This is a genomic window from Amycolatopsis jejuensis (assembly GCF_000717335.1).
In the GTDB taxonomy this organism is placed as follows: domain Bacteria; phylum Actinomycetota; class Actinomycetes; order Mycobacteriales; family Pseudonocardiaceae; genus Amycolatopsis; species Amycolatopsis jejuensis.
The window spans coordinates 1-23,049 of record NZ_JNYZ01000015.1; the positions used below are offsets into that span (position 1 = coordinate 1).

22 protein-coding genes are annotated in these 23,049 nt (G+C 68.5%); 12 read left to right on the forward strand and 10 right to left on the reverse strand.

Features of this window, described 5'->3' with window-relative positions:
* The coding region (locus OO71_RS21855; RefSeq protein WP_033291720.1) for an IclR family transcriptional regulator domain-containing protein at positions 1-248 on the forward strand (248 nt) is incomplete at its 5' end.
* Between the two features lie 21 nt (positions 249-269).
* Here OO71_RS21855 and OO71_RS21860 read toward each other — a convergent pair.
* Positions 270-1,031 (reverse strand): GntR family transcriptional regulator, encoded by a 762-nt coding sequence (locus OO71_RS21860; RefSeq protein WP_162186090.1) that lies wholly within the window; start codon positions 1,029-1,031, stop codon positions 270-272.
* A gap of 274 nt (positions 1,032-1,305) precedes the next feature.
* Here OO71_RS21860 and OO71_RS21865 point away from each other — a divergent pair, with 274 nt between their 5' ends.
* The 4 genes from OO71_RS21865 (at position 1,306) to OO71_RS21880 (ending at position 5,819) form a co-directional block, all read left to right on the forward strand.
* Positions 1,306-2,772 (forward strand): amidohydrolase family protein, encoded by a 1,467-nt coding sequence (locus OO71_RS21865; RefSeq protein ID WP_051791824.1) that lies wholly within the window; start codon positions 1,306-1,308, stop codon positions 2,770-2,772.
* 68 nt (positions 2,773-2,840) lie between these two features.
* The gene (locus OO71_RS21870) at positions 2,841-3,581 is read left to right on the forward strand and encodes a sulfite exporter TauE/SafE family protein (RefSeq protein WP_051791826.1); all 741 of its coding nucleotides are present in this window, start codon (positions 2,841-2,843) and stop codon (positions 3,579-3,581) included.
* Between the two features lie 55 nt (positions 3,582-3,636).
* Entirely contained in the window at positions 3,637-4,986 is a 1,350-nt protein-coding gene (locus OO71_RS21875; protein WP_156096470.1) for an MFS transporter, read from the forward strand.
* Positions 4,983-5,819 (forward strand): polysaccharide deacetylase family protein, encoded by an 837-nt coding sequence (locus tag OO71_RS21880; RefSeq protein ID WP_033291722.1) that lies wholly within the window; start codon positions 4,983-4,985, stop codon positions 5,817-5,819. Before OO71_RS21875 ends, OO71_RS21880 begins: the two co-directional genes overlap by 4 nt.
* A 19-nt stretch (positions 5,820-5,838) precedes the next feature.
* Here OO71_RS21880 and OO71_RS21885 read toward each other — a convergent pair whose 3' ends face one another.
* Genes OO71_RS21885 through OO71_RS21895 form a run of 3 tightly spaced genes read right to left on the reverse strand, consistent with a single transcriptional unit; the run spans position 5,839 to position 8,884 of the window.
* On the reverse strand, positions 5,839-7,164 hold the full coding sequence (locus OO71_RS21885; RefSeq protein WP_051791830.1) for an MFS transporter: 1,326 nt from the start codon (positions 7,162-7,164) through the stop codon (positions 5,839-5,841).
* A gap of 38 nt (positions 7,165-7,202) precedes the next feature.
* Positions 7,203-8,144, reverse strand: a complete 942-nt coding sequence (locus OO71_RS21890; protein WP_211260577.1) for an arginase family protein — start codon at positions 8,142-8,144, stop codon at positions 7,203-7,205.
* Positions 8,141-8,884 carry a FadR/GntR family transcriptional regulator gene (locus tag OO71_RS21895; protein ID WP_051791833.1) on the reverse strand — a complete coding sequence of 248 codons (744 nt, stop codon included), beginning with the start codon at positions 8,882-8,884 and terminating at the stop codon, positions 8,141-8,143. The genes OO71_RS21890 and OO71_RS21895 overlap by 4 nt, the downstream gene beginning before the upstream one ends.
* A 207-nt stretch (positions 8,885-9,091) precedes the next feature.
* On the opposite strand from OO71_RS21895, the gene pdxR reads away from it, so the two are divergent.
* The 3 genes from pdxR to OO71_RS53135 all read left to right on the forward strand — a co-directional run bounded on the left by pdxR (position 9,092) and on the right by OO71_RS53135 (position 12,371).
* Positions 9,092-10,552: a MocR-like pyridoxine biosynthesis transcription factor PdxR gene (gene pdxR / locus OO71_RS21900; RefSeq protein WP_033291723.1), complete on the forward strand. Its 1,461-nt coding sequence runs from the start codon at positions 9,092-9,094 to the stop codon at positions 10,550-10,552.
* 100 nt (positions 10,553-10,652) lie between these two features.
* On the forward strand, positions 10,653-12,017 hold the full coding sequence (locus OO71_RS21905) for an aspartate aminotransferase family protein (protein WP_033291724.1): 1,365 nt from the start codon (positions 10,653-10,655) through the stop codon (positions 12,015-12,017).
* Between the two features lie 75 nt (positions 12,018-12,092).
* A complete protein-coding gene (locus OO71_RS53135) occupies positions 12,093-12,371 on the forward strand; it encodes a transposase (RefSeq protein WP_084145135.1) in 279 nt (92 codons plus the stop codon).
* A gap of 19 nt (positions 12,372-12,390) precedes the next feature.
* Here OO71_RS53135 and OO71_RS21910 read toward each other — a convergent pair whose 3' ends face one another.
* The 3 genes from OO71_RS21910 to xsc form a co-directional block, all read right to left on the reverse strand.
* On the reverse strand, positions 12,391-13,116 hold the full coding sequence (locus OO71_RS21910; RefSeq protein WP_033291725.1) for a sulfite exporter TauE/SafE family protein: 726 nt from the start codon (positions 13,114-13,116) through the stop codon (positions 12,391-12,393).
* Positions 13,117-14,124, reverse strand: coding sequence for a phosphotransacetylase (locus OO71_RS21915; RefSeq protein ID WP_245633745.1), 1,008 nt, complete (start codon positions 14,122-14,124; stop codon positions 13,117-13,119).
* A gap of 63 nt (positions 14,125-14,187) precedes the next feature.
* Entirely contained in the window at positions 14,188-15,960 is a 1,773-nt protein-coding gene (gene xsc, locus OO71_RS21920) for a sulfoacetaldehyde acetyltransferase (protein WP_051791835.1), read from the reverse strand.
* A gap of 153 nt (positions 15,961-16,113) precedes the next feature.
* On the opposite strand from xsc, the gene OO71_RS21925 reads away from it, so the two are divergent.
* The 3 genes from OO71_RS21925 to OO71_RS21935 are packed head-to-tail and all read left to right on the forward strand — an operon-like array spanning position 16,114 to position 19,559.
* The gene (locus tag OO71_RS21925) at positions 16,114-16,914 is read left to right on the forward strand and encodes an IclR family transcriptional regulator (RefSeq protein ID WP_033291727.1); all 801 of its coding nucleotides are present in this window, start codon (positions 16,114-16,116) and stop codon (positions 16,912-16,914) included.
* Complete coding sequence (locus tag OO71_RS21930) at positions 16,911-17,858, forward strand: AAA family ATPase (protein WP_033291728.1); 948 nt, start codon at positions 16,911-16,913, stop codon at positions 17,856-17,858. Before OO71_RS21925 ends, OO71_RS21930 begins: the two co-directional genes overlap by 4 nt.
* A gap of 3 nt (positions 17,859-17,861) precedes the next feature.
* Positions 17,862-19,559, forward strand: coding sequence for a cobaltochelatase CobT-related protein (locus tag OO71_RS21935; protein WP_033291729.1), 1,698 nt, complete (start codon positions 17,862-17,864; stop codon positions 19,557-19,559).
* 207 nt (positions 19,560-19,766) lie between these two features.
* Here OO71_RS21935 and OO71_RS21940 read toward each other — a convergent pair whose 3' ends face one another.
* Both OO71_RS21940 and OO71_RS21945 read right to left on the reverse strand, forming a co-directional pair.
* Positions 19,767-19,970 carry a hypothetical protein gene (locus OO71_RS21940; RefSeq protein ID WP_033291730.1) on the reverse strand — a complete coding sequence of 68 codons (204 nt, stop codon included), beginning with the start codon at positions 19,968-19,970 and terminating at the stop codon, positions 19,767-19,769.
* A gap of 278 nt (positions 19,971-20,248) precedes the next feature.
* Positions 20,249-21,136, reverse strand: a complete 888-nt coding sequence (locus OO71_RS21945) for a LysR family transcriptional regulator (RefSeq protein WP_033291731.1) — start codon at positions 21,134-21,136, stop codon at positions 20,249-20,251.
* A gap of 244 nt (positions 21,137-21,380) precedes the next feature.
* On the opposite strand from OO71_RS21945, the gene OO71_RS46550 reads away from it, so the two are divergent.
* Positions 21,381-21,797, forward strand: a complete 417-nt coding sequence (locus tag OO71_RS46550) for a hypothetical protein (protein WP_033291732.1) — start codon at positions 21,381-21,383, stop codon at positions 21,795-21,797.
* 183 nt (positions 21,798-21,980) lie between these two features.
* Here the strand turns inward: OO71_RS46550 and OO71_RS47590 are convergent, their stop codons facing one another.
* Positions 21,981-22,997, reverse strand: a complete 1,017-nt coding sequence (locus tag OO71_RS47590) for an NrtA/SsuA/CpmA family ABC transporter substrate-binding protein (RefSeq protein ID WP_162186091.1) — start codon at positions 22,995-22,997, stop codon at positions 21,981-21,983.
* Positions 22,998-23,049 lie beyond the last annotated feature (52 nt).

The window sequence follows — 23,049 nt, forward strand, 5'->3', positions numbered from 1 at the left end:
TCGACACGCTCCACCGCGAGCGGCAAACGGCGTGCTGCATTGCGATCGACGAGCTCGAAGCAGGTCACATGTCGATCGCTGCACCCGTCCGCGATTCCATGAACTGCATCATCGCGTCGGTGAATGTCGCCGGCCCGAAGTTCCGGCTCGCCGAGCGGGTCGAGACCCTCTCGGCCACCGTGAAGGTCGCCGCCCGCCGCTTGAGTTCCATCATGGCCGGCGGACCAAGCGGATTCCGGCCGCGGTGACGGCGCGTCCCCGCGGAGTGGTCAGCCGTTGCGGCGCAACACCATCAGCCGCATCGGCTTGGCCAGGCAGTCGATGAACGAGAAGCCCAGCAGGTTGCCACTGACGCCGTAATGGGTTTCTTTGAGGCGGATGAGGGGGGTTCCGGACGCGATCCGCAAGTGCTCGGACAAATCCTCGTCGGCGAGCGAGATCTCGATTTCCGCCATCGCGTAGTCGATCGGTTCGACGCAGTGCCGTTCGGCGAACGTGAATGTCGACCCGGGGACCGGCACCTGCGGATCCAGCGCCGCGGTGAGGGAGGATTCGGGAAACACGTCGCGAACGCGGGCACACGCGACCTTGTCCGCATGAAATGTCTTGTCCACCAAGACGCAGGACTGTGCCGGGTCGAGCCCCGCGCTCGCCAGCACCTCGGGCGCCGTCTCGACCGCCACCCGGGTGACCGTCACCGTCGCCACCGCGCCGGCCTCCTGGATCAGCTGCTCGAATCCGGCGAGCCGGTTGAGCGGGATGGGCGAAGAAAGCACGTCGAAATTGATGAACGTGCCGATGCCGTGCCTGCGCGACACGACGCCGTCCCGTTCCAGTGACTGCAAGACGGCGCGGATCGTGGTGCGGCTGACCCGCTGCTCCTTCGCCAGGTCGTCCTCACGCGGCAGCCGGCCGTCGGCATACGCGCCGCTTTTCATCCGCTCGATCAGCCCGTCGCGGGCCACCTCGACCCGGGAGGCCAAGGGATACCGCAGCTGCCGGTCGTCCGGCCGGTCAACCTCAGCACTCATGTCGGACATCATACCCACAAGCCCCCGGTCATGATTCGCTGCTTGACGCACCTCCCTGGAAAGGTATGATGTCCAACGTCAATGAGCTTGGCGGGCACCCCCGGACCAAGCCGCAGGAGGAAGTCGTACTCGCGACCCCGAGGCCCTCCTGCCGAGCACGGAAGCCGGTCTGGCCGGCACCCACTCGCGAATACGGTCACGTCCCCCGGTTCCGGTAAGGAACCGGTCCTCTCACCGGCGTTCGCCGGCATACCCTGGGCAGGAGACGCACCCCATGATCGAAACGCATCCCGATCGCGGCCTTGCCGTCACCGGTGGTCTGGTCCTCGTGCGCGCCGACGGCGCCTTCGTCGCACGCCGTGCCTGCGACATCGCCGTGTCGAACGGGCGGATCCAGTCCCTGCACGACAGCGGCACCTGGCAGATTCCGGAGAGCTGGGAACGCATCGATGCTTCGGGCCACCTCGTGACGCCCGGTTTCGTGAACCTCCATTCCCACGGAACCGACACGCCCTACACGCGAGGCGTGCTGGAGGATGCCGGATCACCCTCGCTCGGCGAGAGCCCGCTTTACGAGCACCTGCCTGCCGTCCGGGCGGCAATCAGGCCCGCGGACGAACTCGCGGCGACCGAGCTCAGCTTCGTGGAGCGAATCCGCTCCGGCATCACCACCAGCGTCGAAATGACCTACTTCACGGAAGTGCAAAGCCGCGGGTCCCTCGATGTGGTCGAAGAAATCGTGAAAACGGCCCGATCCCGCGGATGGCGGATGATCATCGCCCCACGCTACAAGTCGGCCGACTGGGTCACCGACGGCCGTTCCCTGGACTACCGGTGGTATTCCGACGAAGGGTTCACCAGGTTCTCCGAATGCCTCGATTTCCTCGACTCGCTGAACACCGGGGAAAACGACCTCGTCCAGCCGATGCTGGCACCGGCACAGATCGACACCTGCACCGAGCGGTTGCTGCAGACGACGACGGAGGAAGCACGGCGACGCGGCTGGAAGGTACAGCTGCACGCCGGGCAGTCGGAAAAGGAATTCTTCAGCATGCTCGAGCGAAACGGGAAAACCCCGCTCGAATGGCTGGACCACATCGGCTGCCTGACCCCGGACATGATCCTCGGGCATGGCGTGCACCTGTCCCACCATTCCCGTGTGCAGCACGACGACGGATCCGATCTCGGACGGATCGGCGCCGCCGGTGCTGCAGTGGCGCATTGCCCGGTCGTGAACGGGAGGAAAGGGCGGCTGCTCGAGTCCCTGCCGCGCTATCTGGACGCCGGGATACGCGTCGGGCTGGGCACCGACACGTACCCGCAGGACATGCTCAACGAGATGCGGATCGCAGCCATGTTCGGAAAAGCTGCCTCCCAGACGTCCCGCCGGCCGACCGCCGCGGACGTCCTTTCGGCCGCGACGTGGGCAGGCGCCGACATCCTCGGCAGGCCGGACCTCGGCCGGATCGAGGAAGGCTGCCGGGCCGACCTCGTCTTGTGGAAGCTGTCGGCGGCGGCCAATGTACCGACGCGCGACGTCGTCAAGTCGCTCGTCTACTCCCAGCCGCATGCCTCCGCCGACACCGTCCTGATCGACGGCAGGGCGGTGCTGCGGAACGGCCGGATGGCCGGTGTGGACGAGGACGCCCTCGCCGCCCGGATCCAGGAGCTCGCCGAAGGCGTGTGGGCACGAATGGGTGAGCTGGGACGGCTCGCGCCACTCGAAGCCGAGGTGGTCTGAATGCCCGGCACGAACCCGGACGGAAAAGCCTCGAGCGCCGGCAGCTTCCGCGTGCGGCACGTGCCGACGTGAGCACTGCGCTGATCCTGCTGGTCGTGCTGGCCGCCGCCGCGGCGCAGCGCGTCACCGGCATGGGATTCGCGCTCATCTCCGCACCCCTGCTCGTCCTCCTCCTCGGCGGGTTCACGGGCGTGCTCGTGGTCAACGTGTGTGCCGCGTTCACCAGTGCGGTGATTCTCACCCGGCTGTGGCGCGACATCCAATGGCGGCGCTGGCGGATGCTGGCCGGTGGAGCCACGCTCGGCGTGGTCCCCGGGGTGTGGATCGTGCGGATCGTGCCGCCGGGCTGGCTGGAACTGACCGTGGGGATCCTCGTCGCGCTCGGTCTATTCGCGGCCAAGCTCGTGCGGACGCCGCGAACCGGTGCGGGGCGCCTCGCAGTGGTGGCGTCCGGGGCCGTGAGCGGCCTGATGAACACGTCCGCCGGGGTCGGCGGGCCGGCGCTGACCGTGTACGCCGTGGCGACCGCTTGGGACCAACGGAGTTTCGTCGCCACCGTGCAGCCTTATTTCCTGACGGTGGGGGCGATGTCGGTCGCCGCACTGCTCATCACGCATCGCCCGGCGGAAGGTCTCGCCCCGGGGCTGTGGGCAGCGATCTTCGGGGCCTGCGCAGCCGGTCTGGTGATCGGCGAATGGCTGAGCGGGAGGGTGAGCGAACTCGCCTCGTACCGAATGCTCCTTGCGCTCGCTCTGCTCGGGGCCGCGGCCGCAGCCACCCGCGGTGGCCTGTCCATCGCCGGTGGGTAGGGGAAGAAACGTCTGTCCGCTCCCAGGGGACGTCAGTCACGTGGAGGTCAACCCGATGTCAACGACCAATCAGCCTGCCGCCCATGGCAAAGCGCAGCTGCGCCGTATCGCCTTCAGCGGTTTTCTCGGCACCACCTTGGAATGGTACGACTTCTTCATCTTCGGCTCGATGGCCGCACTTGTCTTCAACAAAGTCTTCTTCCCCAATTTCTCTTCTGCCACCGGAACGCTGGCCGCCTTCGCCACGTTCGGCGCAGGATTCGTCGCCCGGCCACTGGGCGGGATCGTCTTCGGGCATCTCGGTGACCGGGTCGGCCGCAAAGTGTCCCTCGTCGTGACGCTGACCTTGATGGGCGGCGCGACGTTCTGCATGGGAGTGCTCCCCGGCTATGCGAGTATCGGTGCCGCGGCTCCGATCATCCTGGTGGTGCTGCGCTTGCTCCAAGGTGTGGCACTGGGTGGCGAATGGTCGGGTGCCGCCTCGCTGGCGATCGAACACGCACCCGAAGGACGCCGCGGTTACTACGGGGGCTGGGTCCAGTACGGCGGGGTTTTCGGCCCTGCGCTGGCCACGGTGACCGTCCTGGTGCTGAATGCGGGTCTCAGCGATGCGGCGCTCTTTTCCTGGGGCTGGCGGATTCCGTTCCTGCTGAGCGGGCTCCTGGTCGTCATCGGGCTCTTCGTGCGGCTCAAGATCGACGAGACGCCGGTGTTCCGGACCATCAAGGCAGCGCAGGAAACGGTCCGGTTCCCGTTCCTGGTGGCCATCCGCACGCAGTGGCGCAGCATCCTGGCCGTCGCCGGAATGCATCTCACGAACTCCACGATCGCCTACACGGTGGAGGTGTTCCTCCTCTCGTACGCGACCAAGGACGTCGGGCTCGACCGCACGACGGTCCTCCTGGCGATGTTCATCATGCAGGCGATCGCGTCCGTGTCGGCACTTCCGCTGGGAGCGCTCGCGGACCGGGTGCGCCCGGCCTCCATCTACCTCGTCGGCACGATCGGGCTCTTCGTCGTCGCCGCACCGATGTTCTGGCTCATCGGCACCGGGACGTTCGTGCTGATCGTCGCCGGGTTCGTCCTCGGGAAGACCATCGCGATCACCACGTACATGGTCCAGGCCAAGCTGTTCACCGAACTCTTCCCCGCCGACGTGCGGTGTTCCGGTACCGCGATCGGCCTGCAGGGGGCCACGGTCCTCGCCGGCGCCACCGCACCCCTCGTCGCCGCGGCCCTCATGACCTGGTCCGGGGGCAACCCGATGTCGGTCGCGAGCTATCTCATGGTGATCGCGCTCATCTCCACGGCCGCCACCCTGTACGCGCGGCGGAAGTCACGGGTGAACCGCGCGGCGACGGGCAGCTCGCAGGAGCCGGCCACGGCGAGCGGTGCCTCCTCATGACGTCCGGCACCGTCTGCCTCACCTTCGACTTCGACGCGCTCAGCCGCTGGATCGCGTGGGGGCTCGCGTCGCCGGGACCGTTGTCCCGCGGGGAGTTCGGCGCAGTCGCCGTGCCGCGGATTCTCCGGTTGCTGTCCGGCCACGACATCCCGGCCACCTTCTACACCCCGGGGCACACCGCCGAAACCTACCCGGACCTCGTGCGGCAGATCGCCGACGCCGGCCACGAACTGGCGCTGCACGGCTACTGCCACGAACCCGTGTCGGAGCTGAGCGAAGCGCAGGAACGGGAGGTGCTGTTGCGCTCGGCCGACATCCTCGAAAAACTGACCGGGCAGCGGCCGAGCGGGTGCCGGACCCCGAGCTGGGATTTCACCGAGCACACCGTCGGCCTGATGGCGGAACTCGGTCTCTCGCACGATTCCAGCCTGATGGGCCACGACTACCTCCCCTACCCGGCGCGCACGGGCGACCGGTGGCCGGCCGGCGAGCCGTACCGGTTCGGGTCCCCGACCGGCATCGTCGAGGTCCCGGTGAGCTGGACCCTCGACGACTTCCCGGCGTTCGAGTTCATCCGGACCGAGCAGCTCGTGATGCCCGGGCTCCGCCGTCCCGGCGAGGTGTTCGCCAACTGGCTCGACGATGTGCGGTACATGCTCACCGAGTATCAGGACGGCGTCTGTGTCCTGACCTTCCATCCCCAGGCGATCGGGCGGGGGCACCGGATGATCGCGCTGCGGCAGCTCATCGCCGAGCTGAAGGACCTGGGCGTCCGGTTCGCCCGGGTGGATACCGTCGCCGAGGCTTGGCGCCAGGGACGGCACCGCCGCTGACCGCCCCCGTGAGCTCGGCTCAGTCAGCTGTCTCGACCGCAGCCGGGCGCATCCCGGCAACCCCGGCTTCCTCAGCGGAAGGCCGGGACCTGCTTGCCCAGCAACCGGCGGCACTGACCAGAGCGACAATGGCGAGCAGCCCGGCCACGCTCCACACACTGTGGAAGACCGACAGCAGATACGTGGCGATGAACGGAGTGAACCCGCCGATCATCGCGGATCCCTGCAGGCTCAGGGAGATTCCGGTGTAGCGCAGGTGGACCGGGAACTGCGCCGCCAGCAGTGAAGGGAGAACCGCCCACAGCCCGGTCTGGAACACCGTCGCCACGGCTTGGCCGAGCCAGATGGCGACGGGCGCGCCCGTCTGCATCAGGCCGTAGAAGGGAAAGGCCCATGCCGCGACCAGCAACGCCGCTGCCGTGGCCAGCAACCGCGGTGAGCGGCGCATCGACCATGCCCCGACGACCAGGATCAGGGACGCCTGCACGATCGAGGTGACGATCTGCCCGATCAGCCCGACCTGCTGGGGCAACCCGAGCTCCTGCGTCGCATAGGTGATCGTGAAGGTGTTCACCAGGAAGTAGCCGCCGGTGGTCAGGAAGGTCGCGGCCAGTCCGGCGAGGAGCGGCTTCGGGCACGTGCGCAGCGTGTCCAGCAGCGGCACCTTGACCTGCCGGGACGTTTCCCTCGCCGCTTCGAACTGCGGTGACTCCGGAACGCGCGCCCGGATGAGGAACCCGATCACCAGCAGCACGCTGGAAAAGAGGAACGGGATCCGCCATCCCCACGAGAGGAATGCCGGGTGCGGCATCAGGCCGACCAGCAGGATCATCGCGGTGGAGAGCAGCAATCCCAGCGGGGACCCGAGCTGGGGAAAGGAACCGTAGAAACCGTCCTTGCCGCGAGGCGCATGTTCGACGGACAGCAGGGTTGCGCCGCCCCATTCGCCGCCGACGCAGATTCCCTGGACGAACCGCAGCACGACCAGCGCGATGGGCGCGATGACACCGGCTTGGCCGTAGACGGGCAAGACGCCGACCAGGCAGGTCGCCAGTCCCATTCCCCACAGGGTGATCACCAGTGTCTTCTTGCGGCCGACCCGGTCGCCGAGATGGCCGAAGAGGATCGCCCCGAGAGGCCTCGCCAGGAAGCCGACCCCGAACGTCGCGAACGCGGTCAGCGTCGACACCAGATGGTTGGCGCTGGGGAAGAACAAGGGGCCCAGCACGAAAGCGGAGACGGTGCCGTAGATGTAGAAGTCGTAGTACTCGATGGTCTGACCGCTCATCGCGGCCAGTGCGACGGCGCGCGGGCTGGGCGGAGCGGGGGTCGCCGATGTGGTCATGGGCCTGATTCCTGTCTCGCCGGTACGGAAGGGACGGGTCAGCGGTGGGCAGCCCGGTCGATGAGGTAGAGGAATTCGAGAACGATTCGCGCGGCGAGGGTCCCGGTGAGATTGCCGAGATCGTGCGGCGGGCTCACCGTGTTGACGTCGACGGTGATCGGCCGGATCCCGGTCAGCGCGCGGATGAAGGCAATCCCTTCCGCGGCGGTCAGCCCTCCCCATTCCGGGGTGCACACGCCGGGAGCCACGGCCGGGTCGAAGATGTCCATGTCCCAGCACACGTACACCGGCGCGCCGGCGAACCGCTCCGCCAGGGCGGACGCGACGTCCTCGACCCGGCTCCGGCGCAGGCTCTCCATCGTGACGACCTCGAAGCCGTGCCCGCGGGCCAGCCCGACCGGATCCGGCACCGGAGACGTTCCCCTGACCCCGAGGTGCACACACCGCTGCGGGTCGATCAACCCCTCTTCCGCGGCACGGACGAAGGTCGTGGCGTTGGTGTAGGGCTCATCGGCCGAGCCCGGAAGCGCATCGGTGTGCGCGTCCAGATGGATGACCGCCAGCTCGCCGGGCCCGTATCGCCGCGCGGCCGCTCGCAGCTGCGGGAGTGTCACCGCGCCGTCGCCGCCCAGCGTGAGCGGGACCGCGTCCATGTCCAGCACCATCCGGCTGACTTGTTCGATCGCCCGGTACGCCGGCTCCACCCGCCCCGGCGTGACGACGACGTTGCCGCCGTCGACGATCGTCAGTGATGCGAACGGATCCCCGTCGAGCTCGACCAGGTGGGGCCGGAGCTGGGCCGACAGGTAGCGGACATGGTCCGGGCCGAGCCGCGACCCCACTCGCTGCGGATGCGTTCCGATGTCGAACGGGATCCCGAGGACGACCACGTCGGCAGGCCCGCCCGGTGAGGCGGCCGGAACGCCCATGAACGTGCCTGCCGAAGGACCGGTCAGGTCCCCGAATGCCGATCCGGTCATTGCGCACCGTCCTTCCCCGGGGCGTCCCCGGACCGGGCACCGCACGTGGCCGCCACGCCCAGCGTCGACACGAGCTGGAGATGTTCGGTCATGGCCGCTCGCGCTTCCGCCGCCGCACCGCGGGAAATCGCCTCGAAGACCTGCCAATGACCGGACAACGATCGCCGCCGCCCCTCCGCCGTGCGATGGGACGCCTCCCGCGCCTCGGCGATCCAGCCGGCCATGGTGCCGACCACCGCGCCGAGCAAGGGATTCTGCGTCGCCCCGGCGACCGCGTCGTGGAACCGGCGATCCAGCTCGGCCGATCGCTGCCAGGTCAGCTCGCCTGCCGAGGAGTCCAGCAGCTGCCGCATGCGCACCAGGTCGGCCGGCGTCGCCCGGACCGACGCCCGCGCCGCGACCTCGGGCTCGACGACCGTGCGCAGGTCGTGCATCTCGAGAAAGGTGCGGCGCTGCGGGTGCAGTGCCCCGAGAAGCTGGACCTGGGACCGGCTGACCGGGCGTACCCGCGTCCCGCGCCCTTGCCGCCGCTCCACGAGCCCCTTCAGCTCGAGCTCGTGGAAGGCCTCCCGGATCGTCGAACGGCTCAGCGACAACCGCCCGGCCAGCTCCCGCTCCGGTGGCAGCCGATCACCCGGGCCCAGTACTCCCTCGTCCAGCAGCGTCTCGATGGCAGCCGTCACGTCCTCGGGCGACGTCCCGTCCAGTCCCGGCAGCCTCGACCACACGCCGATCTCCATCTGCACCTCCGCTTGGTCCTACCAATCCAGGAAGTGTCCGGTCGCGAGGCACCTCGCAGTAGGCCCAGATCCGTCCGGAACTGTGGTGCCAGTCACGCACCCCGCTCCGTCTGGTCCCCTCGAAAAGGCGCCTTCTGGCCCTTCCGACCGGGCCAGAAATCGGCGACGCTGAGCTGAGCGCGCCTCCGACGGCAGCAAGGAGCAACGGTGCCCCACCCGCTGATCGAACTCGACCGGTCGTCGCCGGAGCCGCTCTATCGCCAGGTGCGGCGCGCGATCGAGCACGGCATCGCGGCAGGCACGTTCGACCCGGGACACCGCTTGCCCAGCTCCCGGGAGCTCTCGGCCGAGCTCGGCGTCTCCCGCAACACCATCAATCTCGCGTACCAGGAGCTGGTGGCCGAGGGCTTCGTGGAAAGCCGGGAACGCAGCGGCCTCTTCGTCAATGCGGAAATGCGGTCACCGTGCCCGGCGCCGGAACAGCGAGCCCGGCCCCGCATCGACTGGAGCGACCGGGTACGCCGCTTCCCCGACGCGGGTGTGCCACACCTCGAAAAGCGCACCGACTGGCATACCTACCCCTACCCGTTCGTGGCCGGGCAGATGGACGTGAGCGCGTTCCCGGCCCGGTCCTGGACCCGCTGCCTGCGCGACGCGCTGTACCGCCCGCATCTCTTCCCGGCCCTGCAGGACAGTGTCGGGGCAGACGATCCGATGCTGGTCGACCTGGTGTGCCGGCACCTGCTCACCGCCCGCGGCATCGAAGCCGACCCGGCCGAGGTGCTGATCACCGTCGGCTCGCAGCAGGGCCTCGACCTGCTCGGACGCGCGCTGCTCGGACCGGAGCACCTGGTGGCGATGGAAAATCCCGGCTATCTCGACGCCCGGCACATCTTCCTGCGCACCGGCGCCGGGGTGCGCGGGCTCCCCGTCGACCAGGGCGGCCTGCTCCCGCCGGACGACCTCGCCGACATCGACCTGCTGTATCTGACGCCGAGCCACCAGCACCCGACCAATGTCACGCTCAGCATCGGCCGCCGCCGTCGGCTGCTGGAGCTGGCCGCGGCGGCCGGCACCGTGGTCGTCGAGGACGACTACGACAGCGAGTTCCGCTACCAGGGCAGCCCCACCCCGGCGCTCAAGGCCCTCGACGGCTCCGGCGACGTCGTCTACCTCGGCACCTTCTCGAAGTTCCTCTCCCCCGGACTACGGCTGGGATATCTGGCCGCGCCGCGGGAGCTGGTCCGGGAGCTGCGCGAGATCCGCCGTTACGTACTGCGCCACCCGCCCGGCCACCTCCAGCGCGCGATGGCGCTGCTCATCGACAGCGGGGAGTACCAGCGATCGCTGCGCCGCTATCGCACGAAGCTGATGCGCAAGTGGGAAGCGACCTGCGCGGCAGTCGCGGAACACCTGCCGTGGCCGCAGGGGCCGTACCCGCCGGGCGGGGTGAGCCTCTGGATGACTGGACCGTCCACATTGGACTGCCGTCGCCTCGCCGAACGCGCGGAACGCGACGGCGTTCTCATCGAGGGCGGGGACCTCTTCTTCCTCGGCGGCGAGCCACCCCGCAACCACTTCCGGGTGGGCTTCGCCGCCATCCCGCCCCGGGCGATCGAACCGGGGATCCGCCTGCTCGGCCAGGTCTGCCGGGAGCTGCTCGGCTGACCGGCTGGACCCATCGGAACGCGCGTTTCTGGCGCTGGGCCGGGACCAGCGCGGCTGCGAGAGTCGACGCACATCACTCGCGCCTTGAAGGAGGTTCCCGGTGGAGGTCACCCAGCTGCGAGCGCAGGCTCGCCGGCATCTCGGCCCGCATTTCACCCGCAAGGACACCTGGGACAGCGACTTCCCGGTCTTCGTCCGCGGCGAGGGCTGTCACCTCGTCGACACCGAAGGACGCCGCCATCTCGACGGGCTCGCCGGGCTGTTCTGCGTGAACCTCGGGCACGGGCGGGCCGACGTCGCGAAGGCCGTCGCCGGGCAGGTGGCCACCCTCGGCTACGCCAGCAACTGGGGCTCGGCGCACCCGCCCGCGATCGAGGCGGCCGCACTGATCGCCGAGCTGGCCCCCGGCGACCTCGGCACCACGTTCTTCGTCAACTCCGGGTCCGAGGCCGTCGAATCGGCAGTGAAGTTCGCCCGGCAGTACCACCGCAGCCAGGGGCAGCCGGAACGGACGAAGATCATCGCCCGCGAGATGGCCTACCACGGCACCACGCTCGGCGCGCTGTCGGTGACCGGGCTGCCGAAGATCAAGGAGCCGTTCGGCCCGCTGCTGCCCGGCGTCCGGCACGTGCCGAACACTCTGGGACTGATCGGCGACTGCGGGCCCGCCGCGGAACTGGCCTGTGTCAAGGCGATCGAGGACGTGATCCTCGAGGAAGGCCCGGAGACGATCGCCGCGCTGTTCGCCGAGCCGGTGCAGAACGGGCGCGGCGCGCTGGTCCCGCCCGACGGGTACTGGCCGGCTTTGCGGGCGCTGTGCGACAAGTACGGCATCCTGCTGGTCTCGGACGAGGTGATCTGCTCGTTCGGCAGGCTCGGGCACTGGTTCGGCCACGGCCTGACCGGCGTCGTCCCGGACCTGATCACCTTCGCCAAGGGTTCGACGTCGGGGTACGCACCGCTCGGCGGGCTGATCGTGCGCGAGCGGCTGGCCGCCGAGCTGTACGACTCGCCGCGCGGTGGGGTCTTCACGCACGGCGCCACCTGGGGCGGACATCCGGTGGCGACCGCCGCAGCGGTGGCGAACCTGACCGCGATGCGCGACGAAGGCGTGCTCGGCCACGTCCGGGCGGCGGCACCACGGCTCTCTGCCGCCCTGCACGCGCTGAAGGACGCACACCGCTGCGTCAAGGACGTTCGCGGGACCGGGTTCTTCTACGCGATCGAACTGACCGCCGACCATCGCAGCGGGCGCGAACTCACCGAGGCCGAGTCGCTCAAGGTCCTGCGCGAGGTCCTGCCCGAGGCGTTCCGCCGGACCGGCGTGCTCCTGCGCGGCGACGATCGCGGGGCCACGATGCTGATGATCTCGCCCCCGCTCGTGGCAGGCGAGAGCGAGCTCAGCGAGCTGCTGCACGGCATCGACGCCATGCTCACCGACGTGGAGAAGGCCGTCCAGCCCTGACCGCCTGTCGGTGATCCCGGTCAGTATGGTCGGGCCGCTGCCAGTGATCTTGACACCACCGCTTCCGAGTGGTCGTTGCTGCCGCGCCCGGCGTGCACGGGCCCGGCGGGCGGCCGTCCGGAGAAACATCAGCGGCGTGCAATCACCGACGAGTTGCGATATGTCGCGGACAACGGCGCTCTGCCGACGGATTTCCCGCCGTGGCGGACGGTGCACGGATTCTTCACCTACCGGCCGCGTGCTGGGGTTGTTCGAGAAGATCCGCGACCGGTTGCGGGAGCACTCCGCAGCATTCAGGCGCCCGACCCGCCAAAAGCGGACCATCACCTGGACAGGTTCAAAGACAGGCACTGAGGCGGGGTTGGTCACCGCGCTACGAAACCGCGGTGACCAACCCGCACACCACCACGAGTCCGGCGACCACGTATTTGAACGCCTTCTGCGGAACGCGCGCCGACGCGGCCGTGCCGAGCTGATTGCCTGCGATTGCCGCCACGAGCAGGACCGGGAGCGCGGGCAGGAGGCCGTGGTGCGGGATTCCGCCGGTCATCGCCAGCACCGCAAGGGAAATCAGGTTCGTGGAGATGAAGTAGCACGCCAGATTCGCGATGAACGCCCGCACCGGCAGGTTCGCCGCGCTCAGCAGCGCGGCGACCGGCGGCCCGTTGAGCGACACCGAGGTGGCGAGATACCCGCTCGCCAGCCCGGTCGCAACATGCCCGGCGGAGCTGGGCCCGGTTGTACTCCGCGCCGCTGCCGGGAGGAGCAGGAGCAGCCCGAGCAGCGTGACCACGATGCCGGCGAAGATTCGCAACGTGTGCACCGGTATCGCACCGACGGTCAGCGCGCCCAGCACCGCCCCTGGTGCACTGCCGGCGACGAGCAGGCCGATCCGCCTCGGTTCGATCACCTGCCAGGACTGGCACACCACCACGATCCGCGACACGAGCGTCGCCGCGAGGTTGACCGTGACCACGAACGGCACGTCGTACCCGAGCAGCAGCAACGCCGGTGTGGTCAGCAGCGACGCCGCAAATCCCGCTGCACCACCGATCAGCGCCGAGGTGCCCATTGCGAGTGCGGCGAAGAGCAGGTCCATCTAACTCCCTTCGACCGACTGGACCGCGGTGAGCAGCGCGGTCGCCCGGATGTCCCCGGCACTGCATCCGCGGGACAGATCGTTCACCGGCGCAGCCAATCCTTGCAGGATCGGGCCGAACGCGCGGGCGCGGCCGAGCCGTTCGGCGATCTTGTAGCCGATGTTGCCCGCGTCGAGGTTCGGGAAGACGAGCACCGTCGCTTTGCCCGCGACCGGCGAGCCCGGCGCTTTGCGCAGCCCGGCGCTCGTTTCGACGGCGGTGTCGAACTGCATCTCGCCGTCCACCCGGTACCCCGGGTTGCGCTCCCGCAGCAGGCTGGTCGCGCGGCGCACCCGCTCGACGCGTTCGTGAGCTGCACTGCCGAGGGTGGAGAACGACAGCATCGCGATCACCGGCTCCTCCCCGGTCAGTGCGTGGTGGGTGCGCGCCGACGCCAGCGCGATCTCGGCCAGTTCCTCCGCCGACGGATCGGGTACCACGGCACAGTCGGCGAACGTCAAGAACCGTTCGCCGGGAAGGGCGAGCAGGAAACAACTGCTCAGCGTCTTCTCGTCGGGGACGAGCCGAACGTACCGAAGACAGGCTCGCAGCACCTCGGCGGTCGGCCGGTTCGCGCCCGCGACGCACGCGTCGAAGGCCCGGGTGGCCACGCCGGCGACGGCGAGGTCGACCGGATCGGCCAGCGCTGCCGGAATGCGGTCGGGCGCTTTTCCGAGGCGGGTCGAGATCAGGGCACGAATCGCCGGGTCAGCAGCGAGGTCCCGGGGATCGGCCAGCACGTCGTCCGGCAGCCGGGCGCCGGTTTCCCGGCACACCCGGCGGATCGCCGCCGGATCGCCGACGAGACGGGGTTCCACGCCGTCGGATTCGCGAAGCCGGACGGCCGCCTGCACCACCCGTGGATCGTCGCCGTCGGCCAGCGCGACGACGGGCCGGTGCCCGGCCAGTGCTGCGCGCCAGCGACCGTGCAGCGGAAAGGGCTCGGCGACGGCAGGAGAAATCGGCACAGGACACCGCTTTCCGGGCTCAGCGGCAGGGCGGCCCCGCGCGGAGCCGCCCTGCCGAGGTGATCAGACGTAGTCGCGGTACTTCTCGAGCAGCCGCACCGGTTTGCGCAGCGCGTCGCGGCGGAACGGGTCGCCGAGCTCGCGCGAGCACATCACCTCGATGACCGTCGTACGGCCGTCGTTCATCTGCGCGTCGACCGCTTTGCGCAGCGCCGGTCCGACCTCGTCGAGCGAGTCGGCCACGATGCCCTCGGCACCCATGGCCTGTGCGATCCCGGCGAAGCTCTCGCTCTCCAGTTCGCCCGCGACGAACCTGCGGTTGTAGAAGTCGACCTGGTTCTTCTTTTCCGCGCCCCATTGGCGGTTGTGGAACACGACCGCGGTCACCGGGATGTCGTGGCGCACCGCGGTCATGACCTCGACCATGCTCATCCCCCACGCGCCGTCACCGGCGTAGGCGATCGCGGGCCGGTCCGGCGCCGCGACCTTCGCGCCGATGATCGCCGGCAGCGCGTACCCGCAGTTGCCGAAGCTCATCGGCGCGAAGAAGCTGCGCGGCTCTTCGAACCGCAGGTAACTGTGCGCGACGGAGTTGATGTTGCCGATGTCGGTGGACACCATCACCCGCTCCGGCAGCGCGTTTTCCAGTTCGCGGAGCACCTGGCGGGGATGCAGCCAGCTGTCGGCTTCCTTCTCGTGCTCGGCGATCATGTCGAGGCTGTACGGGTCGGTCTCGTGGATCCAGCCGCCGAGTTCCTTTTCCCACGCCGCTTTCTCGTCGCGGATCTCGCCTGCCCGCCGGTCGCGGGTCGCGTCGCAGGCGAGGGTCCGCGTGCGCAGCCGCTCGGTGAGCGCGGCGGCGGCTTCCCGCGCATCCCCGCAGATGCCGACGTCGATCTTCTTGACCAGGCCCAGCATCGTGTTGTCGGCGTCGACCTGGATGATCTTCGCGGTGGCCGGCCAGTAGTCCATTCCGTGCTGGGGAAGGGTGCCGAACGGGCCGAGCCGGGTACCGAGGGCGAGGACGACGTCGGCCTTCGCGATGAGCCGCATGGCCGCCTTCGAACCCTGGTAGCCGAGCGGGCCGCACCACTGCGGATGGCTCGCCGGGAACGAGTCGTTGTGCTGGTAGCTGTTCACCACGGGCGCGCCGAGCCGCTCGGCGAGTTCCCGGCACTGCGCCACTCCGCCGGAGAAGACCACTCCGCCGCCCGCGACGATCACCGGGAACTCGGCGGCGGCAAGCAGCGCGGCGGCCTCATCGAGGCTGCGGGTGCCGCCGGGGCCGCGGTCGAGCCGTTGCGGTACCGGGATCTCCGTCTCGATCTCGCCGTAGAAGTGGTCGCGCGGGATGTTGAGCTGGGCCGGGCCCATCTCCGACATCGCCCGGTCGAACGCCCGCCCGGTCAGCTCCGCCATCCGGGCCGGGTTGTTCACGTGTGCCTGGTACTTGGTGAACTCCTGGAACATGGGCAGCTGGTTGGCCTCCTGGAAGCCGCCGAGGCCGATGCCCGTGGTCCCCGCCTCCGGCGTGATCATCACGACCGGGCTGTGCGCCCAGAACGCGGCAGCGATCGCGGTGACGCAGTTGCTGATGCCGGGACCGTTCTGGCCGATCACCACGCCGTGGCGGCCGCTGGCACGGGCGTAGCCGTCGGCCATGTGTGCCGCGCCCTGCTCGTGCACGACCGGGATCAGCTTGATCCCCGCGGGCGCGAAGATGTCCATGGCGTCCATGAAGGCCGAGCCCATGATGCCGAAAATCTCGGTGACCCCGTTGGCCGCCAGCGTCTCGACGAACGCCTCCGAGGGGGTCATCTTCCGCGGCTCGCTCATTACCTGCTCCCTCCGTTTCACAAAATTTGGAACAAATCATTCCGAAAAGTTGCACTCGGCTGGACTGTAGGAGACTCCGGCGCGTCGCGTCAACGGGTTGTCTTCAAGACCGAGACGAGGTGTACTGTTTTCCGAGACGCGATAGGAGGCAGCGTGGACCATGCGGAGCTGATCCAGGAGCCGGACGGGCCGCTCTCCGGCGACACCCCGGCGCTGCGGTTGTTCGCCTTGCTCGAATTGATCGCGGCCAGTGACCACCAAGTGTCACTGCCTGCCCTGGTCGCCGAGACCGGGCTGCCGAAGCCGACCTTGCACCGCATGCTGCAGCAGCTGGAATCGGCGGGGCTGCTGCTGCGCGAGCCCGGCGGGCGCAGCTACACGACCGGCGCCCGGCTGCACCGGCTCGCGGAACGGCTGCTGCTCAACGACTCCCGCAACGGCGGGCGGCACGTGATCCTCCGGCACCTGGTCGACGAGCTCGGCGAAAGCTGCAACATCACGACGCTTTCCCGCGGCGAGGTCGTCTACCTCGACCGCGTGGAGACCCCCGAACCACTGCGGTTCTACCTCCGCCCCGGTTCCCGCGTCCCGGTGCACTGCACCGCCACCGGCAAGCTGTTCCTCGCGCAGATGTCCGCGCAGCAGCGCCACAAGCTCATCGGGCACGCACCGCTCAAGCGCTACACCGACACCACGATCACCGATCTCGACGCGCTGGAGGTCGAGTTCGAACGGATTTCCGCGCAGGGCTACGCCGTCGACGACGAGGAGTACCTGCCCGGCCTGGTGTGCGTTGCCGTGACCGTGCCCCGCGCGGACGGAAGCCCGCCGGTGCTCGCAGTCGCGGTGCAGGCACCGGTGATGCGGCTGTCTCTCGACGACGTCACCACCACGCTGCCCGCACTTCGCAGTGCCGCCGAGGCAATCGGCCGCCACGGAGAGGAACAGCCGTGACCACCGGGACGCCGGACGCGATCGTGGATGCTCGGGACGTGTTCGGCATCGGCGGGGCGCTGAAGGTCCCGGCGTTCTCCGATCCCGGCGAGCACACCCCCGCCCGCGACGACGCCTACTGTTTCTCCCCGGAGGCCACCCTCGCCGTGCTCCTCGGCTTCGCACACAACCGCCGGGTGCTGCTGCACGGCCGCCACGGCTCCGGCAAATCGACCCTCGTCGAGCAGGTCGCCGCCCGGCTCAACTGGGGCTGCCTGCGCGTGAACCTCGACGGGCACGTCGGCCGGCTGGAGCTCGTCGGCCGCGACGCGGTGACCCTGCAGGACGGCAAGCAGGTCACCGAATTCCGCGAGGGAATCCTGCCGTGGGCGGTCCGCCGCCCGATCGCGCTCGTGCTGGACGAATACGACGCCGGCCGCCCCGAGGTGCTGTTCGTCATCCAGCGCCTGCTCGAAAAAGACGGGCGATTCACGCTCCTCGAACGCAACGAGGTCGTGACGGCTCACCCCGGCTTCCGGCTCTTCGCCACGGCCAACACGAGCGGCCTCGGCGACGAAGACGGGCTCTACCACGGCGTGCGCCGGCTCAACCACGCCCAGCTGGACCGGTGGAACGTCGTCGCCAAGCTCGACTACCTGCCCGCCGGAACCGAGACCGGCATCGTCCGCGGCCAAGTGCCCACACTCGCCCCGGCGACCGCGACCGCCATGGTCGCACTCGCCCGCCTCACCCGCGAGGGCCACCACGCCGGAGACCTCAGCACGCTCATGTCCACCCGAACCGTGGTGACCTGGGCCGAGAACACCCGCTACCTCGGTGACCCCGCGCTCGCGCTGCGCATCACTTTCACCAACAAATGCGCCGAGCACGAACGAGAAATCGTCGGCGAGTACTTCCAGCGGTGCTTCGGGTACGAGCCCCGCGAGTTGCCCGCCAGCGGCTGAGCAATGAACGCGCTCACCGATCGCGCTGCCGCCCGCGCGGCGCACCGGCTCGATGTCTTGCGGGCCACCACGGTCCGGGCGATCGGGCAGGATCCCGAGGTGCGTTTCCGCGCCGGGGCGCCGTATCGCGGCGGCACCCCGCTCACCATGCTGGCCCCGCACCTGCGCGTCGATGCGCACGACGATCTTCCATGCCTGCGCGGGGCAGCGGACGGACTGGCGTTGCGGCTGCGGCACACCGACCTCGCGGTACACCGGGAGCACCGCCCCGACGACGTCGTCGGCGGCCTCGTTTTCGACCAGCTCGAGCAATACCGAGTCGAATCCCTTGTGCCACAATGGCTACCCGGCGCCGCCGCCAATCTGGCGCGCCGGATGGAACACTGGCTCGGCGCCGCTGACGACCTCATCCAGACAACCACCGGCCTTCTGCTGCACTCCACCGCCGCCATGGCCTGGTCACACCTCACCCGATGCCGGGTACCCGCGCTCGTCCAAGAAGTCACCGAGCCGATGCGGGCCGCGCTCGCCACCGAATTCGGGCCCCGCATCTCCCAGCTCGCCGCAGTACGCCGCGAACAACCCCTCTTCGCACCACTGGCCGCGGAATTCGCCGCCGGGATCGCGGGCCTGCTCGGCACCCCGGCCGGACGCCCGCGCCGCGCCCGGTCCGCCGGGCAACGCGCGCTCGCCTCGTTGCTCCACGGCTCCGCAACGGAGGACACCGGGATGTCCACGGCAGACGCCGGCCTTCCCGAGTCCGAAGTGGACGAATACCGGATCTTCACCACCGCCCACGACCGGGAGCAGGAAGCGGTTGATCTCGTCCGGCCCGCACAGCGGAACGAATTCCGGCATCGGCTCGACAACCTGGTCCACCGCGCCCGGATGAATCGCGCCAAACTGCGCCGCGATCTCGCCGTCGCGCTCGCGATCCCGGCCACCGGAGGATGGGACCACGGTCTGGAAAGCGGTCACCTCGACGGCAGGCGCCTCACCAGTCTGATCACTTCTCCTGCCGAGACGCGTCTCTTCCGCGCCGAAGCCACCACCGCGAAGGTCGACGTCTCGGTCACGTTCCTGCTCGACTGCTCCGGCTCGATGAAGCAGCACGTTCCGGTGACCGCAGTCCTCGTCGACTCGCTGACCCGGGTACTGGACGAACTCGGGGTCAGCACCGAGGTGCTCGGCTTCTCCACCGGCGGCTGGAACGGCGGCCGCGCGGCGCGCGACTGGGCCGGGGCAGGCCGGCCCGCCGACCCCGGGCGGCTCAACGACCGGCTGCACCTGGTCTTCAAAAGCCAGAACCAGTCGTGGCGGCGGTCCCGGTATGGTCTCGCCTGCTTGTTCAAAGCCGACCTGTTCCGGGAAGGCCTTGGCGGGGAGGCCGTCCGATGGGCTGCGTCGCGCGCTCACGCGAGCGGCGCCCAGCGCCGGATCATGCTGGTGCTTTCCGACGGCAGCCCGGCCGACAGCGCCACCGCCGCCCACAACGCGACCGGATTCCTGGAAACCGACCTGCGCCGCGCCGCGGATCACGCCGAATTCGACGGAATCGAAATCCGCGCATTCAGCCTCGGCGTCGACCTGGGGGACTTTTTTCCGCGGTCACTCGTACTGCCCGCGCAGGACGCGGCAAGGCCGATGGCCGACGAAATCATTGCGGCCCTCTGTCCCGCTCGTCGAGCTGCGGCGCAGTAATGCGCCGCGGCTCTATTGCCCGAGTTCGTCGACCGCCGAGTGGGCCGCACGAGTATGTCGTTGTCTTGTGATCGGCAGGTCGAGAAGGCACAAACAGGCGCGTACCGACGGCAGGGCGGCAACTCTCGTTGTGGTCCTGATCGCGGGCTGCTCGGCCACCGGTGGCCCTGCTCCAGATGCCGGATCCCGGCTCGAAGACCGGCCAAACTATTCGATCTGGAAGCCCTGCAGGACGCGCATCGTACTGCCGATCCCGGACGAGCACTGTTTGTTTTGCGGCACGGTGGCAGCATGATCAGCAAGAAGGTGCCGGTCTGTGGCTCGAGTGCGGCCGGGCTCGCCCTCGCGTACTTCCTTCGCCGCGGCGGAGCTTGCTGGCCACCAGTCGATGGGCGCGGCGACGACGACCATGGCCTCTCGCCATCCGCCAGCCACAATTCACCATGCGCGAGTCTGCTGCGCGCGGCTGGCGGCGACATCTTCATCGGCTTCTCGCCGCGTCGGGCCACGGCGACGCCGCCGTCACGGAAGCACGGGGGCAGAGGTCGGTTACCGACGCACCCTGTCCGGTGAGGCCGCAGCTCCACCGGCGAAGTATCACCCGAACCCCTGCGCAGGCCGTACTTTCGAAGATCAGCGTCGACGCGCCTGGGCAGCCGCAATGGCGAGGACGAATCCACCGGCGCTGGTTACGCCTCGCCGACCTCTCGAAAGCATTTCAGCAAGGCAGAGACCGCACGGGTCTCTTCACCTCTGCGCCATACGAGAAGCACGTCGGACAACACCGGCTTGCCGGCGATATCCAGGAACTGCACGCCCGGCCTGGGGATGATCGACAGAGCTTTGGAGATGACTGCGACGCCCTCACCTGCCGCCACCAGCGCGAGCAGCATCGGCGTACTGGTCGCCTCTTGGCCAATCTCGGGTGTGAAGCCAGCGTGCTCACAAGCATCAAGGGTGGCTTTGAGCAAACCGGTTCCAGTTCTCGCCGCGTAGACGATGAACCGCCGGTCGGCTACTTCCGTCAGGGAGACGGCCTTGGACTCGACGACATAGTTCGACGAAACAGCTAGTACGCACCGGTCAATGTGCACCCGCGCGTGGCACAGTTCGGGGTCGTCGACGGGGGCACGAAGGACGGCGCAGTCGAGTTCTCCACGGCGCAGTGCTGCGAGTTGTTCACGGGCATGCATCTCGTACAGCTCTAGTTCGACGTCCGGCATCTCCTTTCGAAACGCCGCCAGCGCGCCGGGAAGCAGGTCAAAGGCGGCTGGTTCGATGTAGCCCACCGACAGGATGCTTCCTGCGCCGGTAGCGAGACGACCAGCGTGTCTCTGCGCCCGGTCCAACGACTCCAGACATCGCCGGATGTCGGCTGCGTAGGCCTCGCCTGCGGTCGTCAGCGACACGCGCCGAGTGGTGCGGTCGAGAAGGACGAAACCAACGTTCGCCTCAAGTTTCTTGAGCATGTGCGACAGCGAAGGCTGCGAGGTGTGCAACCGTGCCGCAGCCTTGCCCAAGTGGAGCTCCTCCGCCAGGCACACAAACGCGCGGAGCTGCGAGAACGTGGGGTCCATAGATGATTGGACAGTAGTCAATCATCTCCGGGACCGCAACGGCCGATGGGGGCTGCAGCGCCTGACGAGATCACCGCTGTCACGATCCCACGTCGTCCGCGGCTGGTGTCAGCGGCCAGGTTGAGGTTCCGGCTAGCCGAGCTGACTTGTCGGCGGACGTATGCGTTGACAGAAACGAAAAAACGGCGGCAGTCGGCCCATCGCCTCGATCACGGTCCGCGACCAGGGCGACGCGGAGGCGTCGGTGCGGATCGCGAAGGCGGGATCTGACCCAACCGACACCAACCTGCTCGACGCCCACGACAGCTTCGGCGATCTGAAGGCCGCCTGCCGCGAGTTCTGCGAGCAGGTCGACAACCGGCCGTATCGAGAGACCCACCTCCGCCCGGTCGAGGCGCTCGTCGAGGAACGGCTGCAACCGTTGCCCCGCAACCCGTTCCGCTGCGGCGACTGGGACAGCCCCGTCTCGGTCAAAAGGGGGTGTGGCAATTCGATGCCACCCCCGCTGGTCGATTCCCGCATCCTGGGTCTGGTCCCACGGCGACGATCTGATGGTGACCGCGGTCGACGAGAACGGTCCGGCCGAGGTCGCCTGGCACGTCCGCTCGGCACGGGGAAATCCGTCGATCCAGGACGAGCACTGCCCGCGGCGGCGCAATGACACGGCTACCGCGCTCAGCTGGCCCCTCCCCGATCGGAAGCCGCGTTCCTCGCCCCGGGTATCGGGGCGGCCGCCTGGTTGACCGAGCGACCGCGGGTGCGACCACCAGCTCGACCAGGTGCGGAACTATCCGGCGACGGTAAGGGAATCCGACTTGCCGCCCACGGCGAGAACAACTGGCCGTCAGCCAGACTTCGTTGCCCTGCCAAGTTCCTGCATGGCCTGCACATCCACGAAGTCCGCAATCGACGGCACCGACTTCAACTGCCCGAACCCGACCTGAACCTCGGCCAGTTCTGTCAGGCTGCGCACGAGATTCGAGTCAGCGGCAGCCCCCGGCCCGAACGAGTAGAACTTCTCCGCCGACAAGAGCTGGGGGACTGACGGAAACTCGACCGCGCGGGCGAGTGTGCGCGCCTTCTCCACGGTCGTTTCCAACTCCCCGGCGACAGCCGCAAGGACGCCGTCCACATCGCGATCGCCTTGCTCCCACATGGCGCGCCCACGCTCATTCGCCTGCAGGAAGGCGGCAAGCCCACGGGGATTCGATTTCACGAACTCGTTCCTGGCAATCCAGACGGTGGTCGACGCCATCTCTGCAGGAACCGAACCGATGTCAGCCGTCGTGGTCAACATCCTGCCGCCGTCCTCGATCAACCGGGCCCGATAGGGTTCGGGGATGAATGCGGCGTCGATGTCACCACTGCTGAATGCCGGAACCGTCTGAGCGAATCCGATATTGACGACCGTGACATCTTCGATGGTCATTCCGTTTGCTTCAAGAAGATTTATCAGCCCCAGGTAACCACTGGAGCCGACTGTCACACCAATCTTCTTTCCCCGCAGTCCACGAGCATCCGCAATCCCTGAATCAGGCCGCGTAACCAGTCCCTCATTGGCGGAGATCACCTGACTCACTCCCACGATGCTCACCTCCAGACCGTTTGACATGGCCGTGATGGCCGCCCCCGCTCCCATCATCGCCACGTCGATGTCCCCATTGGACAACGCCGGAAAGATCGCCGGACCACTCTCGAAACGAGTCCATGAAACGACGCCGTCTTTGGGATCGACGAGGTTCAGCTTTCGGACCAGGTTGAGTGGCATGTCATAGGTATACTGCCATCCTGCTCGGATCTCCGGCGACTCACCCGCATCATTCCCGCCGGAACAGCCGGCAACAACGACAACCAAAGCCATTGCGGTCAACGCACCACAAAACCTGCGGATTCTACCCGAACTCATGTTCTCC